At 70.6% G+C, this 15,601-nt stretch carries 15 protein-coding genes; 10 read left to right on the top strand and 5 right to left on the bottom strand.

Features of this window, described 5'->3' with window-relative positions; genetic code table 11:
* Positions 1-76: 76 nt before the first annotated feature.
* Positions 77-1,192: a GGDEF domain-containing protein gene (locus FDM97_RS30550; RefSeq protein WP_137993710.1), complete on the top strand. Its 1,116-nt coding sequence runs from the start codon at positions 77-79 to the stop codon at positions 1,190-1,192.
* A 46-nt stretch (positions 1,193-1,238) separates the two neighbouring features.
* Here the strand turns inward: FDM97_RS30550 and FDM97_RS30545 are convergent, their stop codons facing one another.
* Entirely contained in the window at positions 1,239-1,967 is a 729-nt protein-coding gene (locus tag FDM97_RS30545) for a DUF6333 family protein (RefSeq protein ID WP_137993709.1), read from the bottom strand.
* A gap of 150 nt (positions 1,968-2,117) precedes the next feature.
* Here FDM97_RS30545 and FDM97_RS30540 point away from each other — a divergent pair, with 150 nt between their 5' ends.
* Together FDM97_RS30540 and hutH are read left to right on the top strand one after the other, a co-directional pair.
* Positions 2,118-4,424: an LPXTG cell wall anchor domain-containing protein gene (locus FDM97_RS30540; RefSeq protein ID WP_254705808.1), complete on the top strand. Its 2,307-nt coding sequence runs from the start codon at positions 2,118-2,120 to the stop codon at positions 4,422-4,424.
* Between the two features lie 194 nt (positions 4,425-4,618).
* Positions 4,619-6,160: a histidine ammonia-lyase gene (hutH, locus tag FDM97_RS30535; RefSeq protein WP_137995123.1), complete on the top strand. Its 1,542-nt coding sequence runs from the start codon at positions 4,619-4,621 to the stop codon at positions 6,158-6,160.
* A gap of 63 nt (positions 6,161-6,223) precedes the next feature.
* Here hutH and FDM97_RS30530 read toward each other — a convergent pair whose 3' ends face one another.
* Positions 6,224-6,484, bottom strand: coding sequence for an LAETG motif-containing sortase-dependent surface protein (locus FDM97_RS30530; protein WP_137993708.1), 261 nt, complete (start codon positions 6,482-6,484; stop codon positions 6,224-6,226).
* Between the two features lie 109 nt (positions 6,485-6,593).
* Here FDM97_RS30530 and FDM97_RS30525 point away from each other — a divergent pair, with 109 nt between their 5' ends.
* Both FDM97_RS30525 and FDM97_RS30520 read left to right on the top strand, forming a co-directional pair.
* Positions 6,594-6,965 carry a hypothetical protein gene (locus FDM97_RS30525; protein WP_137993707.1) on the top strand — a complete coding sequence of 124 codons (372 nt, stop codon included), beginning with the start codon at positions 6,594-6,596 and terminating at the stop codon, positions 6,963-6,965.
* Positions 6,966-7,158: 193 nt separating this feature from the next.
* A complete protein-coding gene (locus FDM97_RS30520) occupies positions 7,159-8,427 on the top strand; it encodes a L,D-transpeptidase (protein WP_137993706.1) in 1,269 nt (422 codons plus the stop codon).
* 62 nt (positions 8,428-8,489) lie between these two features.
* Here the strand turns inward: FDM97_RS30520 and FDM97_RS30515 are convergent, their stop codons facing one another.
* Complete coding sequence (locus tag FDM97_RS30515; RefSeq protein WP_137993705.1) at positions 8,490-9,362, bottom strand: helix-turn-helix domain-containing protein; 873 nt, start codon at positions 9,360-9,362, stop codon at positions 8,490-8,492.
* A 129-nt stretch (positions 9,363-9,491) separates the two neighbouring features.
* On the opposite strand from FDM97_RS30515, the gene FDM97_RS30510 reads away from it, so the two are divergent.
* From FDM97_RS30510 to FDM97_RS30495, 4 genes are all read left to right on the top strand, one after another.
* On the top strand, positions 9,492-10,562 hold the full coding sequence (locus tag FDM97_RS30510) for an NAD(P)-dependent alcohol dehydrogenase (protein WP_137993704.1): 1,071 nt from the start codon (positions 9,492-9,494) through the stop codon (positions 10,560-10,562).
* A gap of 65 nt (positions 10,563-10,627) precedes the next feature.
* The gene (locus FDM97_RS30505) at positions 10,628-10,975 is read left to right on the top strand and encodes a DUF1330 domain-containing protein (RefSeq protein WP_137993703.1); all 348 of its coding nucleotides are present in this window, start codon (positions 10,628-10,630) and stop codon (positions 10,973-10,975) included.
* Between the two features lie 151 nt (positions 10,976-11,126).
* Entirely contained in the window at positions 11,127-13,115 is a 1,989-nt protein-coding gene (locus FDM97_RS30500) for a DUF11 domain-containing protein (RefSeq protein ID WP_137993702.1), read from the top strand.
* A gap of 102 nt (positions 13,116-13,217) precedes the next feature.
* Positions 13,218-13,427, top strand: a complete 210-nt coding sequence (locus FDM97_RS30495; protein ID WP_432816262.1) for a CGNR zinc finger domain-containing protein — start codon at positions 13,218-13,220, stop codon at positions 13,425-13,427.
* A gap of 2 nt (positions 13,428-13,429) precedes the next feature.
* Here FDM97_RS30495 and FDM97_RS30490 read toward each other — a convergent pair whose 3' ends face one another.
* A complete protein-coding gene (locus FDM97_RS30490; protein ID WP_137993700.1) occupies positions 13,430-14,341 on the bottom strand; it encodes an NAD(P)-dependent oxidoreductase in 912 nt (303 codons plus the stop codon).
* 49 nt (positions 14,342-14,390) lie between these two features.
* Here FDM97_RS30490 and FDM97_RS30485 point away from each other — a divergent pair, with 49 nt between their 5' ends.
* Complete coding sequence (locus FDM97_RS30485) at positions 14,391-14,747, top strand: winged helix-turn-helix transcriptional regulator (RefSeq protein ID WP_137993699.1); 357 nt, start codon at positions 14,391-14,393, stop codon at positions 14,745-14,747.
* A 125-nt stretch (positions 14,748-14,872) separates the two neighbouring features.
* On the opposite strand, the gene msrA is transcribed toward FDM97_RS30485, so the two are convergent.
* Positions 14,873-15,535: a peptide-methionine (S)-S-oxide reductase MsrA gene (gene msrA / locus FDM97_RS30480; protein ID WP_137993698.1), complete on the bottom strand. Its 663-nt coding sequence runs from the start codon at positions 15,533-15,535 to the stop codon at positions 14,873-14,875.
* Positions 15,536-15,601 lie beyond the last annotated feature (66 nt).

Genomic DNA, 15,601 nt, shown 5'->3' with positions numbered 1-15,601 from the left:
GGGCCTCGTCGGCGCGATGTGACTTTCTGTGACGCCCCACGAGCTAAAACGGGCAAAACCTCCCTAAGCTGGAGGAATGGGAGAGTATGTGCGGTTGCGGGCCGTAGTGGCGCTGGCGCAGGCGATGGCGGCGGCGCACACCCCGCGCGAGTTCTGGCGGGCGGCGGCGCTCGGTGCCCGCGACGGCCTCGGCGGGACCTTCGCCGCACTGTCGGTCTGGGAACGGGACCGCGGCCGGCTCAAGGTGCTGGTGAACGCGGGGGAGCGCGCCGTGGGGGAGGAGGAGTTCCCCGACGCGGAGACGTACCCCGTGCACCAGTTTCCGGAGATCACCGAGTTCCTGCACGAGCAGTGGGCGGGCGGCGGCGAGCCGGACGCCTGGGTGGAGACGGTGGGCGACCGCGTCCCGACCGGCCGCGTCACCGGCCTGCGCAGGCGCGGGCGCGGCTGCTGCGTGGTCGCGCCGATCGTGCTGCACGGGCGGGCCTGGGGCGAGCTGTACGTGGCGCGGCCGGCCGGGGCGCCGGTCTTCGACCGCGACGACGCGGACTTCGCGGCGGTGCTCGCGGCCGTGGTGGCGGCGGGCATCGCCCAGGCGGAGCGCCTGGAGGAGGTACGGAAGCTGGCCTTCACCGACCCGCTGACCGGCCTCGCGAACCGGCGCGCGGTCGACACCAGACTCGACGAGGCGATCGAGCGCTACCGCGCGGACGGCTCCGTCGTGAGCCTGGTGGTCTGCGACCTGAACGGCCTGAAGCGGGTGAACGACACCCACGGCCACGCGGTGGGCGACCGCCTGCTGGAACGGTTCGGCTCGGTCCTCTCACGCTGCGGGGCGATGCTGCCGGGCGCCCTGTCGGCCCGGCTGGGGGGCGACGAGTTCTGCCTGCTGTCGGTCGGCCCGACCTCGGACGAGGTGGTGGCGGTCGCGGACGAGCTGTGCGTACGGGCGGGCGAGCTGGAACTGGGCGAGGGCGTCGCGTGCGGCGTCGCCTCGACGGGCGACCCCATCGGCCCGGTCAAGTCGGCCCGCCGCCTCTTCCGCCTCGCGGACGCGGCCCAGTACCAGGCGAAGGCGGCCCGCTCGGCCAAGCCGGTCGTGGCGGGCCGCGACGGCACCGTGATCCGCCTGGCCGACGCCCCGCCGGGAGCCCGCGACCGCAGGCGCTTCCGGGACGCGCCGCCGGTGTAGGGCGGCGGAAGAGCCGTACCTGCGAGGACCTTCGGACGAAGGCCCTTCAGTCGTGGATCCAGTTCTCTTCCATCAGATCCGTGGCGGCGTGGGTGTGGCGCACGCGGAACACCGAGGTCCTCACCCTCCGCCGCCTCCAGGGGCGGTGCGGTCCCAGGATCAGTTCCCCGAGCCCGCCCCAGTAGGTCGAGCTGGGGTCGTCCGGGTCGTACGTGACGTCGGCGTCCTTCATCATCTGCGCCGTCACGCCGCAGGCGTCCAGAACGGCCCGCGGGTCACCGCCCAGCGTCCACCGTGACACGTCGCCCTCGACGGGCCAGCCCTCGGAGTGCACCGGCTCGAAGCCCGGAACCACCCACGCCGCCTCCTCGTGGGTCTCGCCGCGGTCCACCGTCGCCCCGCCGATGATCTTCGCCCCCGGGAACCGTTCCGCAAGTGCGCTGACCTGCTCCAGTACCGGCCATGAGTTTCCCTCGTCCGCCAAGGCGGGATCCGAGATGCCGATCACGTTCCCCCACACCCCGACCTGGATCCAGTCCAGATCGTCGCGGGTGTCGAGCGAGAAGCCGGCGCTGATGTTCCGTTCGCCGTGATACTCCAGCACTTCGTCGATCGTCCCGAACGACGCGGCGAACTCCCGTGCGCGCTCAGGGTCGTTGGGCGGCCACTCCTGTGAGTCGTCCGGGAACGGCGGCAGTACCACCGTGACCGTGTAATGCCCCGACCCTCGCACCTCCGCCTGCGGCGGGCACGTCCAATAGCTGCTCTCCGTCATGACCGCCACCGTAACCGCACAATCCCTCGACGCGATCTCCCGTGCGTACGTGGCGAGTTGGTGCCTAGGCTGGCACAGCCGGCGTCAACGACCACGGGGGCCACTGACGATCCGGCCCATCACATCCTGGGCCCCCCAGGAGAATTCGAAGTGAACCGATCCATGCGGCTGCCTCGACGGCGCGCCTGGGCCCACGGCATCCTCGCCCTGGCCTGCGCCTCCGTCATGGCCTTAAGCGGTCTTCCGTCCCTCGACAGCGCGGAGGCCGCGCCGGCGCCGCTCAAGCCCGGCAAGCGCTGCGACGAACTGTTCGGACTCAAGGGCACTCCCACCAAGAGCCTTCCGCAGGGTGATGCCTCGCGCGTGAAGGACCTGTGGGACCAGTACGAGTACGTGAACCCCGGCATGGAGTTCGACGGGCTCAACCCCACCCAGGCGGAGCTGGACGCCGCCGGAAAGGACTACAAGAAGTACGGGCACGACGACCCGCGCCGTATCTACGCCCGGTTCAACGCCCAGAAGCGGTGGAAGGACTTCGACTCCTACCTGATCAAGCAGTACATACCCAACCAGGGCAACGACCCGCGCGGGGACGCGTTCGAGAAGAAGGTCGTCAAGGAGATGGGCCTGACCGGCCCGGACTGGATCTGCCAGAAGGAGGTGTACTTCACCGATCCCGACACCGGCGAGCGTCACAAGCGGGTCCTGGACGCCTACAACAAGAAGACCCGCGAGATCGTGGAGATGAAGTCCAACGGCAAGCCGGACGGATCTCAGAAACCTGCCGACAAGGCGTGGGCGAAGCACAGGGGCTGGAGCTCCTACAAGTACACCTTCGTCTTCGGTGAAAAGCAGGAGAGCGACGCCCGCACCTTCATGAAGGAGATGAAGGAATCGGCGGGCAAGGACGCGCTGGGCCGTGAGCGGGTGCGGGCGTACAACTTCCACTCCGACCACAAGCCGCAGGCTCCCAGGGGCACGGAGAACGGCCCCTACCGTCGCAACGACCCGTTCCTGTCCAACGGCGCGGGGAAGAACACCGGCTCCCGTGGCGGCGGCAACGACCTGATCAGGCAGTCGCCGGCCACGCCGAAGGACCTCAAGGAACAGCTCGACCGGATCAAGGCGAACGACCCCCAGGGCAGGATGCCCAAGGGCCCCGGCGGCATCGACTTCTCCACCCTGGACCTGCGCTATGTCGGCAAGCCCGTCAAGGGCGAGGGCCTGAACTACGCGTTCTCCGCGAAGCATGTCGACGACGAGTACGCGGCCGGCTGGGGAGGGCGGGAGAAGGCCCAGCTCATCTCCGACAGCTTCTTCACCTGGCTCGCCCTCGACCCGTCCACGTTCTGGGTGAACCTGAATCCGGACGAGCCGAACAGGATCATGGACGCCAAGTTCGGCAAGACCGACGCCGGCCGGGTTCTCCTCGAAGCCGACTTCCGGCTGAAGCACGACCTGTACGGGGCCATGGACCCCAAGACCGACCGTGGCAAGCGGTTCTGGGACACCCTGCCGCGACGGAACGGTGCCCCCTGCCTGCACGCTCTGCGGGCCTGGATCGAGCCGGAGACCGCCGTGGTGCGCGAGCAGGACGGCGGGATCCACATCCTCGACACTCCGCTGAAGCTCAACACCGTCCCGCAGGACTTCGACGCCGACCCCGGCAAGGGCTGCGATCTGACCGAGGCGGAGAAGAACCACGCCGACCGCATGCTCGACACGTGGATCACTCCCTACGTGACCGAGCAGATCAACAACGCCCCGCAGTACGCGGACCTTCGCCGGGTCTTCACCGCGCGGGTGGCGGCCGAGTGGATCCGCCAGCAGGACGCCAAGACGCCCACGGACTACCGCGAGATCATCAACAGTGGTGACGTGTCGAAGTGGCCCCTGCGCGCCCCGAACCAGGACTGGACCCGCGAGGGGATCTTCAACCAGTACGTGAAGATCTTCAAGGAGGGCGAGTTCACGTACGAGTGGTCCAACGGAACCCAGACCTACGTCTACACGGTCGGCGGGGTCGACTACTCCAAGGCCCCGAAGCGCAACCTGGACCCGGTGCGTTTCCGTACCGAGCACCGCTACAAGCCGCGCACCGCGGAGTTCGCCGTCGGGCAGATGACCGAGGACGCGGACAAGGACGGCTTCGTGATGCTCGGCGGAAACACCTCCGGCAAGTCCACGGGTGGTGACGTGCCGACGCCCACCCCGACGCCGACGGACGAGCCGACGGACAAGCCGACCGACTCCCCGTCGACACCCACGCCGTCCACCCCTCCGTCGGGCGGCAACGACGGCAAGCCCACCCCGCCCGCCAAGGACCCGGACGGCGACCTCGCCGACACCGGATCCGACACGCCGGTCGGCCTCATCGCCGGCATCGCCGCGGCCCTCGCGGCAGCAGGCGCGGCGCTGATGTGGTGGAAGCGCCGGCGCAAGGTCACCGCCGGCTGATCGGTCGACTCCACCCTCCAGGCACACGACAGCGGCCCCGCACCCACACCACGGGTGCGGGGCCGCTCGCGTCGCCCTGATGGCGAGGGCCCCTCGCCGGCGCCGAGTGGCAGCCCGGTGAGCCGCGTAAGGGGTCGTCCGCCGGTCGGCTAGTGACATGTTGGGATTCAGTCCGTAGGCTGCTGAATATGGATATGCACTCAGTCGTCCTTGGCACGTCCGGAACCACCTTCCAGGACGTCATCGACGTCGCCCGTCACGGCGCCCGCGTCGAGCTGTCCGGCGAAGCGCTGCAGGCGCTCGGCGACGCGCGGGCCGTCATCGACGCGCTGGCCGCCAAGCCCGAGCCGGTGTACGGCGTCTCGACCGGGTTCGGTGCGCTTGCCACGCGGCACATCAGCCCGGAGCTCCGCGCCCAGCTGCAGCGCAACATCGTCCGCTCGCACGCCGCCGGCATGGGGCCGCGCGTCGAGCGGGAGGTCGTGCGCGCGCTGATGTTCCTGCGGCTCAAGACCGTCGCCTCCGGGCACACCGGCGTACGGCCCGAGGTCGCGCGGACCATGGCCGACGTCCTGAACGCCGGCATCACGCCGGTCGTGCACGAGTACGGCTCCCTCGGCTGCTCCGGCGACCTCGCGCCGCTCTCGCACTGCGCCCTGGCCCTCATGGGCGAGGGGGACGCCGAGGGGCCCGACGGCACCGTGAAGCCCGCCGGTGAGCTGCTCGCCGCCGCGGGGATCCAGCCGGTCGAGCTCCGCGAGAAGGAGGGCCTCGCCCTTCTCAACGGCACCGACGGCATGCTCGGCATGCTGATCATGGCTCTCGCCGATCTCGACACGCTCTACAAGTCCGCCGACATCACCGCGGCCCTCTCCCTCGAAGCCCTCCTCGGCACCGAGAAGGTCCTCGAGCCCGAGCTGCACGACATCCGCCCGCACCCGGGCCAGGGCGCCTCCGCCGCCAACATGCTCGCCGTGCTCAAGGGCTCCGGGCTCACCGGCCACTTCCAGGAGGAAGAGGCCCCGCGCGTCCAGGACGCGTACTCCGTGCGCTGCGCCCCGCAGGTCGCCGGCGCCGGCCGCGACACCATGGCCCACGCCCGCCTCGTCGCCGAGCGCGAGCTCGCCTCGGCCGTGGACAACCCCGTGGTCCTCAGGGACGGCCAGGTCCGCTCCAACGGCAACTTCCACGGCGCCCCCGTCGCGTACGTCCTCGACTTCCTCGCGATCGCCGCCGCCGACCTCGGCTCCATCGCCGAGCGCCGCACCGACCGGCTCCTCGACAAGAACCGGTCCCACGGCCTGCCGCCCTTCCTCGCCGACGACGCCGGCGTCGACTCGGGCCTGATGATCGCCCAGTACACCCAGGCCGCCCTGGTCAGCGAGATGAAGCGGCTGGCCGTCCCGGCCTCCGCCGACTCCATCCCGTCCTCCGCCATGCAGGAGGACCACGTCTCCATGGGCTGGTCCGCCGCCCGCAAGCTGCGCACCGCGATCGGCAACCTCAACCGGATCCTCGCCGTCGAGCTCTACGCCGCCACCCGCGGCATCGAGCTCCGCCGCGGCCTGACCCCCGCCCCCGCCTCCCAGGCCGCCATCGAGGCCCTGCGCGCGGCCGGTGTCGAGGGTCCGGGCCCGGACCGCTTCCTCGCCCCCGATCTGGAGGCCGCCGACGCCTTCGTACGCGCGGGCAAGCTCGTCGCGGCCGTGGAGCCGGTCACCGGACCCCTGGCGTAACGGGAGAGATCACCAAGGGCCGCCGCCCCACACGGGGCGGTGGCCCTTCGTCGTCGTCCGGTGTCAGTGGACCCGGCCGCCGCGTCTCATCGCCAGCGTCACGAATCCCGCCCCCACCACCAGGAAGCCCGTCCCGCCGATCAGATACGGCGTCGTGTCCGGGCTGCCCGTCTCCGCCAGGCGCGTCTCGGCGGCCTCGCGCTCCGCCTGCGTCGTCGTGACCCGTTGCTCGTCGGTCGCGTTCGCGGACGGAACGAACCACAGAGCGAAGAGCAGCGTCCCGGCCGCCGTAGCGGTCAGCAGCGGGCGTCGAGCGACGGACACGGAGATTCGATCCCCCTTGCGGAAACCGCGAATTGGTAGGAGTGCCGATGCTAATGAACACAGCGGGTCGCGGGAAAGTCGAGAGCCCGGGCCGCCTACGCTCCGTCGTATGAGCACTTCCGAGACATCACGTTATGTACGGCTTCGGGTGGACGTCGTCCTGGAGATCGACGGCCCCGAGGAGCTGACCGAGGCGGCCGTCGGCCGGATCGACGCCGACGAGTACATGCCGGAGGACGAGCGCGTGCACGCCCGCTCCGCCGTACGCGAGGACAGCGCCGAGGCCCTGGCCTATCTCATCGAGCCGTTCGACCTCGTCAGCGAGGTCCCCGGGATCGAGCTCGTCCAGGCCTCCTGGAGCAGCGAGGAGGTCGAGTACGACCCCGATGCCCAGGAGTGGGACCTCGACGAGGAAGATGGGGACGAGGACGACGCGGACGACGCGGACGACGAGGAAGAAGACGACAGAGCACCGGTGTAGCAGCGCATCTGCCCTGCTCGGAGCCCCGGTACGACGTCCCGTGCCGGGGCTTCCCCCTGTACGGGAACCGGAGGCACCGCACGGGCGTGTCGATCAGTGGTGCCCCAGTGGTGTTCCCCACAATCCCTCCGGTTCCGGAACCGGGCGGGGTCTCATGGATGTTCAGGCAAGTGTTGGCAGGGATCAGGCGACGATGGAGAAGCGTGTGATGACGGACGGCAAGCGCCGCAAGAGCCTGGCGGCCGCGGCCGCGGTGCTCGGTGGCGTATTGGTGCTCTCGGCGTGCAGCGGTGGGGACAAGGGCGGTGCCTCCGACAGTTCCGCGTCGCCACAGTCACAGGCTCAGGTCGACGAGGCCGCGGCGCAGAAGACGTCGAAGGCCCAGATATCCATCGAACCGAAGAACGGCGCCGACAACGCCTCGATCAACAACGCCGCCAAGGTCACGGTCGCCGACGGCACGCTGACCGAGGTGACGATGACCACCCAGGACGGCGAGAGCGTCAAGGGTGAGATGTCGGCGGACAAGCTGAGCTGGAAGCCCACCGAGCAGCTCAAGCGCGCGACCGTCTACAAGATCGCCGCCACTGCCGTGGACGCGGAGGGCCTGGAGGCGCACGAGAACTCCTCCTTCACCACCGTCTCCCAGGCCAACAGCTTCATCGGCAACTTCACCCCCGAGGACGGCTCCACCGTCGGCGTCGGCATGCCGGTCTCGATCAAGTTCAACAAGGCCATCACCGACAAGGCCGCCGTCCAGGGCGGCATCACGGTGACCTCCAGCAGCGGCCAGGAGGTCGTCGGGCACTGGTTCAACTCCCAGCGCCTCGACTTCCGCCCCGACGACTACTGGGCCGAGGGCTCCACCGTCACGCTGAAGCTGGACCTCGACGGCGTCGAGGGCGCGAAGGGTGTCTACGGCGTCCAGCAGAAGACCGTCACCTTCAAGATCGGCCGCAACCAGGTCTCCACCGTCGACGTCGCCGCCAAGACCATGACGGTCAAGCAGGACGGCAAGACGATCAAGACCATCCCGATCTCCGCCGGCTCTCCGGAGAACCCGACCTACAACGGTCAGATGGTGATCTCCGAGAAGTTCAAGGAGACCCGGATGAACGGCGCCACCGTCGGCTTCACGGACGACGACGGCAAGGGCGAGTACGACATCAAGGACGTCCCGCACGCCATGCGGCTCTCCACCTCGGGCACGTTCATCCACGGCAACTACTGGGGCGCCGACTCCGTCTTCGGCTCCGTGAACACCAGCCACGGCTGCGTGGGCCTCAACGACGTCAAGGGCGCCGGCGACCCCAACCAGATGGCCGCCTGGTTCTACGACCGCTCGATCGTCGGCGACGTCGTGATCGTCAAGAACTCCAAGGACAAGACGATCGCCCCCGACAACGGCCTCAACGGCTGGAACCTGAGCTGGGCCGACTGGAAGGCCGGCTCGGCGGTCTGATCCGTACCCGGACGTACGTACGACGGAAGCGGCCCCCTCGTCCGACGAGGGGGCCGCTTCCGTCACTTCCGTACGTCTACGTCCACGGCCTCGTCCACGCCCCACTGCGCGAGGAGCCGCAGCGCGTCCGCCGAGGGCGTCCCCGGCTCCGCGTGGTACGTCACGAGCACCAGGTCCGGGTCCGCGCCCGCCACCTTCAGGCTCTCGTAGCCGAGCGTCATCTCGCCCACCAGCGGATGCCGCAGACGTTTGGTCCCGTGCCCCTTGTCGGCGACCGTGTGCGCCGCCCACAGCGAGCGGAACTCCTCGCTCTTCACCGACAGCTCGCCGACCAGCGCGAGCAGCGCCGGATCGTCCGGGTAGCAGCCCGCGTACAGCCGCAGCACGCTCACCACCTCGGTCGCCTTGCACTCCCAGTCGAGGTAGAGATCGCGGGCGTTCGGGTCGAGGAAGACCATCCTCGCCATGTTCCGCTGCTCCGGCTCCATCGCCGCGAAGTCGCCGAACAGCGCCCGGGCCATCCGGTTCCACGCCAGGATGTCGAGCCGGCGGCCCACGACGAACGCCGGAAAACCGTCCATCGAGTCCAGCAGGTGCATCACCCCGGGCCGCAGCTGCTGGGGCCGGGTGATCGCCGCCCGCTGCTTCTTCTTCACGGTCGGCTTCGCCAGATGCGTCAGATGCGCGCGCTCGGTGTCGCTCAGCCGCAGCGCCCGCGCGATCGCGTCCAGGACCTCCATGGACACGTTGCGGCCGTTGCCCTGCTCGAGCCGGGTGTAGTACGCCACGGACACCCCGGCCAGCTGCGCGAGCTCCTCGCGGCGCAGCCCCGGGACGCGGCGGTGGCGCCCGAACTCGGGCAGCCCCACGTCCTCGGGCTTCAGCCGGGCCCGGCGCGAGCGCAGGAATTCGCTGAGTTCGGAACTGAGGTCCATGGATCCCCAGTATCCCCGGTCGTACGACGCGGTGGACGGCTGTTCCTGTCCCTGCCAGTGGTAGGCACGCTGGACGTAGGCAGAGCAGAGGCCTGGGTACTCCGCGCGGGGCCAGGCAGGCTTGCCGCCATGACCACGAACGTTTCCGCCGTATCCGCCGTATCCGCCGTACCCGCTTACGCGGCACCCGCCGCCAACGCCCCGCTGGAGCGCACCACCGTGCCGCGCCGCCCGGTCGGGGAGCACGACGTCCTCATCGAGATCAAGTACTCCGGCATCTGCCACTCCGACATCCACCAGGCGCGGAACGGCTGGGGCGAGGGCATCTTCCCGATGGTGCCGGGCCACGAGATCGCCGGAATCGTCACCGAGGTCGGCTCCGGCGTCACCCGGCACAAGGTCGGCGACCGCGTCGGCGTCGGCTGCTTCGTCGACTCCTGCCGTGAGTGCGACTACTGCGGGCAGGGCCTGGAGCAGTACTGCGTCAAGGGCGGCACCGGCACGTACAACGCCCTCGACAAGAACGGAGAGCCCACCTACGGCGGCTACTCCACCCACATCGTCGTCGACGAGAACTACACCCTGCGCATCCCGGACGGCATCGCGCTCGACGAGGCCGCCCCGCTGCTCTGCGCCGGCATCACCCTCTACTCGCCGCTCGCCCACTGGAAGGCCGGCCCCGGCAAGAAGGTGGCGATCGTCGGCCTCGGCGGCCTCGGTCACATGGGCGTCAAGATCGCCCACGCGCTCGGCGCCGAGGTGACCGTGCTCAGCCAGTCGCTGAAGAAGCAGGAGGACGGCCTCAAGCTGGGCGCCGACCACTACTACGCCACCAGCGACCCGGAGACCTTCACCCGGCTCGCCGGCTCCTTCGACCTGATCATCTCCACCGTCTCGGCCCCGCTGGACTTCGGCGCCTACCTGAGCCTGGTCAGGACGGACGGCGCCCTGGTGAACGTCGGCGCCCCCGAGGAGCCGATCGCGCTCAACCTGTTCTCGCTGATCGGCGGCCGCAAGACCCTCGCCGGCTCGATGATCGGCGGCATCGCCGAGACCCAGGAGATGCTCGACTTCTGCGCGGAGCACGGTCTTGGCGCGGAGATCGAGGTGATCCGCGCCGACCAGATCAACGAGGCGTACGAGCGGGTGCTCACGAGCGATGTGCGCTACCGCTTCGTGATCGACACGTCGACGATCTGAGCCGCCGCCGGGGCATGACGTGCGGGGTAATCGACCCGTACGGCATGTCCCGGCACGCTTGCGTCATGACCGCATACGCCATCGGAAACCTGCACCCGAAGCCCGTCCTCGACGACGAGGTCCTCACCTACATCGAGCGCATCCAGGCCACCCTCGACCCCTTCGGCGGCCGCTTCCTCGTGCACGGCGCGCCCGAGCGCGAGGTCCGCGAGGGCGCGTGGCCGGGCGCGCTCGTCATCATCGGCTTCCCGTCGATGGACGAGGCGCGCGGCTGGTACGACTCCGCCGCCTACCAGGAGCTGGTCCCGCTGCGCACCCGGCACATGACCGGCGACGTGCTCCTCATCGACGGCGTCGCACCGGGCTACGACCCGGCGGCGACGGCGGCGCTGCTGCGGCAGGCACGGCCCTGACGCCTACGGTTCGCCCCGGTGATCGAACCCTCACCCCTGGGGGTGGAGCCTCGCCGTCCAGTAGGCGCAGTCCGTCCCGCCGTGCCCCTGCCGGCCGCCACCCTCCCAGAAAGCTGTGGCCCCCAGGTTCCGACGGACGGAGTGGTCACGCATGCCCCTGAAATCCCCATGGCACCGGGCCGGGCGCGCCGGCGCGGTGAGCGCCACGGCCCTGGCGCTCGTCCTGAGCCTGCCCGCGGCGGCGACGGCCGCCCCCGGTGACCTGGACCCCGCCTTCGGCGGCGACGGCAGGGTCGTCACGGACCTGGGCGGCTACGCGGGCGCCGAGGGCATGGCCGTACAGCCCGACGGCAGGATCGTCACGATCGGCTACGGCTACTCCAGCGAGACCTCCGGCGACTTCACGCTGACGCGCTACAACCCCGACGGCAGCCTGGACACGACGTTCGGCGGCGACGGCATCGTCACCACCGACTTCGGCACCGACAACGACGAGGGCCGGGCGGTCGCCCTGCAGCCCGACGGCAAGATCGTCGCCGTCGGGGGGTCCACCAACTGGGGCGGCAACGGCGCGTGGGCGGCGGCCCGCTACCACCCCGACGGCAGCCTGGACACCGGCTTCGGTGACGGCGGCAGGGTGCTCACGGAGATCGACGTCGACGCGATCGAGACCGCCGAGGCGGTGGTGGTGCAGCCCGACGGCAGGATCGTCGCCGGCGGGGCGAGCTTCGGGGTGTGGTCGTTGGTGCGCTGGGACTCCTCCGGTGTCCCGGACCCGAGCTTCAGCGGAGACGGCATCGTCACCACCACTTTCGGCACCGGTTGCTGTCACGGGGTCAACGACCTGGCGCTGCAGCCCGACGGCCGGATCGTCGCCGCCGGGCGCGCGGAGGGACTCGCCCTGACCCGCTACCACGCCGACGGCAGCCTGGACACGAGCTTCGACGGCGACGGCAGGGTGACCACCGGCACCGGATCCGCCGAGGGCGTGGCGCTGCAGTCCGACGGCCGGATCGTCGCCGCCGGCAAGGACGGCAACGCCTTCCTGGTCACGCGGTTCACCACCACCGGGGCCCCGGACACGAGCTTCGACGGCGACGGCAGGGTCACCACCGCCTTCGGCCCCGAGGACGGCGGCGCCGCGGACGTGGCGCTGCAGTCCGACGGCAGGATCGTCGCGGCCGGCCACTACGGCAGCGACTTCGCGCTGACGCGGTACAACACCGGCGGCAGCCTGGACCCGGACTTCGGCGGCGACGGCAGGGTGACCACCGACTTCGGCGGCCCCGACGACCAGGCCGCCCAGGTGGCGCTGCAGTCCGACGGCAAGATCGTCGCCGCCGGACTCGCCGGTACCGCCTACAGCTTCGAAGCCCACCGCGGCCTGGCCCGCTACCTGGGCGGTGGCGGCAGCGAGCCGCCGGCCGGCGTGGACGTGTCGGTGACGAAGACCGGGCCCACCGCGGTCAGCATCGGCGACACCGCCACGTACACCGTGCGCGTGACGAACAACAGCACCACGACCATGGCGACGAACGTCCAGCTCACCGACACCCTGACGGGCACGGCCACCATCCTGTCGGCCACCACCAACCGCGGAACCTGCACCCTCGCCCCGGGCCGGGTCACCTGCGCGATCGGTTCGCTCACCGCCGCCGGCACCTCCGGCGCCACCGCCACCGTGACGATCGTCGCCGAGCCCTCGCGCACCGGCACCCTCACCGACACCGCGACGGTCACCGCCACCCAGACCGACCCCCTGACGAGCAACAACACGGCGACCCGCACCACCACGGTGAACAACAACCGCGGCTGCACCATCATCGGCACCAGCGGCAACGACACCCTCAACGGCACCTACAACAACGACGTGATCTGCGCCCTCAGCGGCAACGACATCATCAACGCGAGCTACGGCAACGACACCGTCCACGCCGGGCCCGGCAACGACCGCGCCGACGGCAACGCCCACAACGACACGCTCATCGGCGGCCCGGGCAGCGACACGCTCTTCGGCAACTACGGCAGCGACACCCTCAACACCGTCGACGGCGTCGCCGGCAACGACACCGCGAACGGCGGCTACAACACCGACACCTGCACCACCGACACGGGCGACACCCGCATCAGCTGTCCGTGACCGGTACACCCGGAGGCCCGGGGCCCGGAGTCGTGGGACTCCGGGCCCCGCGCCGTTCTCCATGTCCTGGCCGACGCGCTCGCAGAGCGCGTCGGTCGTCCCGTGGACCATCGTCAGCGTCTTGTACCCCGCCGGGTCGACCTCCACCTCCCGCTCCTCGCCACGGCCCGCGCCGCCGCCGACCTCCTCGCCGACCCGCGCCGCCTCACGGTCCGCGGCTGCCCGAGCGACGACTGCGGCCGGCTCTTCCTCGACGCGAGCGGCCGCCGCGGCTGGTGCTCCCTTGCGACCTGCGGCAGCCGCCGCGCGTAGGACTACTCCCGGGTGCCGCCCACCCGCGCCTGCCGCCCCAGTACGTCGGCCACCCGCAGGAACCCGTCGGCTCCGTGCCCCAGCCCGACGACCCGGCGCGCCAGCCCTTCGGCCGCCCGCATCACCCCCGCGTCGATGCCGTGCCGCTCCGAGGTGTGCACGATGTGGGCCATGGACGACACCGCCGAGGTGATCGGATTGCCCTCCCCGGAGAACGTGCCGGCGGCCATGTCCTCGGCGCCCTCCTCGAAGATCGGCGGCAGGATCGCGCCGATCCCCTTGGCGAACGGCGCCAGCTCCCGCGGGCTGATCCCCTCGGCCTGCGCCACGGCCAGGGCGTGCGCGTAGCCCGCCATCGCCGTCCAGAAGATGTCGAGCAGCGCGATGTCGTAGGCCGCGGCCCGGCCGACCTCCTCGCCCAGGTGTGTGTGCGTACCGCCCCACGTCCCGAGAACGGGCTTGTGGCGCCGGTAGACCTCCTCCGGGCCGCTGTACAGGAAGACGGCGCCGGGCGTCCCGATACTGGCCGCGGGGGTCATGATCGCGCCGTCCAGGTAGCCGATGCCGTGCTCGGCGGCCCACGCGGCGGTGTCCCTCGCCCGGTCCGGGGTGTCCGCGGTCAGGTTCACCACGGTCCGCCCCTTCAGCGCCGCGGTCACCTCCTCGCGCCGCAGGACGGCGTCCGCCGCGTCGTAGTTCACGACGCACACCACGACGAGCCCGCTCGCGGCGACGGCCTCGACGACGGAGCCGGCCCCGGCCGCACCCCGCTCGACGAGGTCACGGTCCCTGCCCGGAGTGCGGTTCCAGACGGTCGTCCGCACCCCCGCGTCCAGGAGGGTTCCGGCCAGGGCGCGGCCCATGGGGCCCAGTCCGAGCACGGTCACGGCAGACTCTTGCGTGTACGACGACATGCCTCAACTCTCCTTGCGGCAACGACGAATACGAATAAATAGGACGGAAATGACGCGCAGTCGTGCCACGGACGTGAACACGTGTGGAGTGACCGCCGCGATCGCGGTGATCGACGGCAAGTGGAAGACCGCCCTGCTCTGGGCCCTGGAATCGGGCCCGCACCGCCCCGGCGAACTGCGCCGGCGGCTGCCGGGTCTCAGCGAGAAGGTACTGACCCACGCGCTTCGCGAGATGGAGACCGACGGACTGGTGCATCGCGAGGTGTACGACGTCCTGCCCCTGAAGACCGTCTACTCCCTGACCGGCTTCGGCCGCGAACTGTCCGAGGCGCTGGCCCCGTTGGCCGACTGGGGCCACCGACGCCTCGACATGCTCGCGGAGGAACAGGCGCGGCAGGCCCGCTGACGTACCTCCCTCGGTGCTCTCCCTGCCGTCGCGCCTCACCGACCGCGCACCACCAGATTCGCCGCACAAACGGCCGCCGACAAGTACCCACAAAAAGGTGGGTACTTGTCGGCGGCGCGCTGTCGTCAGCCGTCGGCGCGGGCGACACCGATCGGGCAGGAGACGCCCGTACCGCCGATGCCGCAGTACCCGGCCGGGTTCTTGTCGAGGTACTGCTGGTGGTAGGCCTCGGCCGGGTAGAAGGCACGGCCCTCGGCCGGGAGGATCTCGGTGGTGATCGTGCCGTAGCCGGAGCCCGTCAGGACCTTCTGGTACGAGACGCGGGAGGCCTCGGCGGCCTCGGTCTGCTCGGGGGAGTGGGTGTAGACCGCCGAGCGGTACTGGGTGCCGACGTCGTTGCCCTGGCGGAAGCCCTGGGTCGGGTCGTGGGACTCCCAGAAGAGCTTGAGCAGCTGCTCGTACGAGACCCGCCGCGGGTCGAAGACGACCCGGACGGCCTCGGTGTGGCCGGTGAGGCCCGAGCAGACCTCCTCGTACACGGGGTTCGGGGTGATGCCGCCCTGGTAGCCGACCAGCGTCGTCCAGACGCCCTCGGTCTGCCAGAACTTGCGCTCGGCGCCCCAGAAACAGCCGAGCCCGAAGTCCGCGACCTCAAGCCCCTCGGGGTACGGGCCGAGCAGCGGGTTGCCGAGGACCGTGTGGCGCTCGGGCACCGTGAACTCGGGCTCGGGGCGTCCGCGCAGGGCCTGCTCGGGAGTGGGGAGGACGGGGGTGCGTGACAGGAACATGCGATCTCCTCGGGCGGTGGGCGTTACGCACAACGCCCGGGGCCGGGGAGGGATTCCCCCCGACCC

It is taken from the genome of Streptomyces vilmorinianum (genome assembly GCF_005517195.1).
Taxonomy (GTDB): Bacteria; Actinomycetota; Actinomycetes; order Streptomycetales; family Streptomycetaceae; genus Streptomyces; species Streptomyces vilmorinianum.
Note: the sequence above shows the minus strand (reverse complement) of the source record. Positions and strands in the feature narration are given on the sequence as shown.

Coding starts and splice junctions, on each gene's coding strand:
- FDM97_RS30550 (WP_137993710.1), top strand. CDS start 77: ATGGGAGAGTATGTGCGGTTGCGGGCCGTAGTGGCGCTGGCGCAGGCG.
- FDM97_RS30545 (WP_137993709.1), bottom strand. CDS start 1,967: ATGACGGAGAGCAGCTATTGGACGTGCCCGCCGCAGGCGGAGGTGCGA.
- hutH (WP_137995123.1), top strand. CDS start 4,619: ATGCACTCAGTCGTCCTTGGCACGTCCGGAACCACCTTCCAGGACGTC.
- FDM97_RS30525 (WP_137993707.1), top strand. CDS start 6,594: ATGAGCACTTCCGAGACATCACGTTATGTACGGCTTCGGGTGGACGTC.
- FDM97_RS30520 (WP_137993706.1), top strand. CDS start 7,159: ATGGAGAAGCGTGTGATGACGGACGGCAAGCGCCGCAAGAGCCTGGCG.
- FDM97_RS30515 (WP_137993705.1), bottom strand. CDS start 9,362: ATGGACCTCAGTTCCGAACTCAGCGAATTCCTGCGCTCGCGCCGGGCC.
- FDM97_RS30510 (WP_137993704.1), top strand. CDS start 9,492: ATGACCACGAACGTTTCCGCCGTATCCGCCGTATCCGCCGTACCCGCT.
- FDM97_RS30505 (WP_137993703.1), top strand. CDS start 10,628: ATGACCGCATACGCCATCGGAAACCTGCACCCGAAGCCCGTCCTCGAC.
- FDM97_RS30500 (WP_137993702.1), top strand. CDS start 11,127: ATGCCCCTGAAATCCCCATGGCACCGGGCCGGGCGCGCCGGCGCGGTG.
- FDM97_RS30490 (WP_137993700.1), bottom strand. CDS start 14,341: ATGTCGTCGTACACGCAAGAGTCTGCCGTGACCGTGCTCGGACTGGGC.
- FDM97_RS30485 (WP_137993699.1), top strand. CDS start 14,391: ATGACGCGCAGTCGTGCCACGGACGTGAACACGTGTGGAGTGACCGCC.
- msrA (WP_137993698.1), bottom strand. CDS start 15,535: ATGTTCCTGTCACGCACCCCCGTCCTCCCCACTCCCGAGCAGGCCCTG.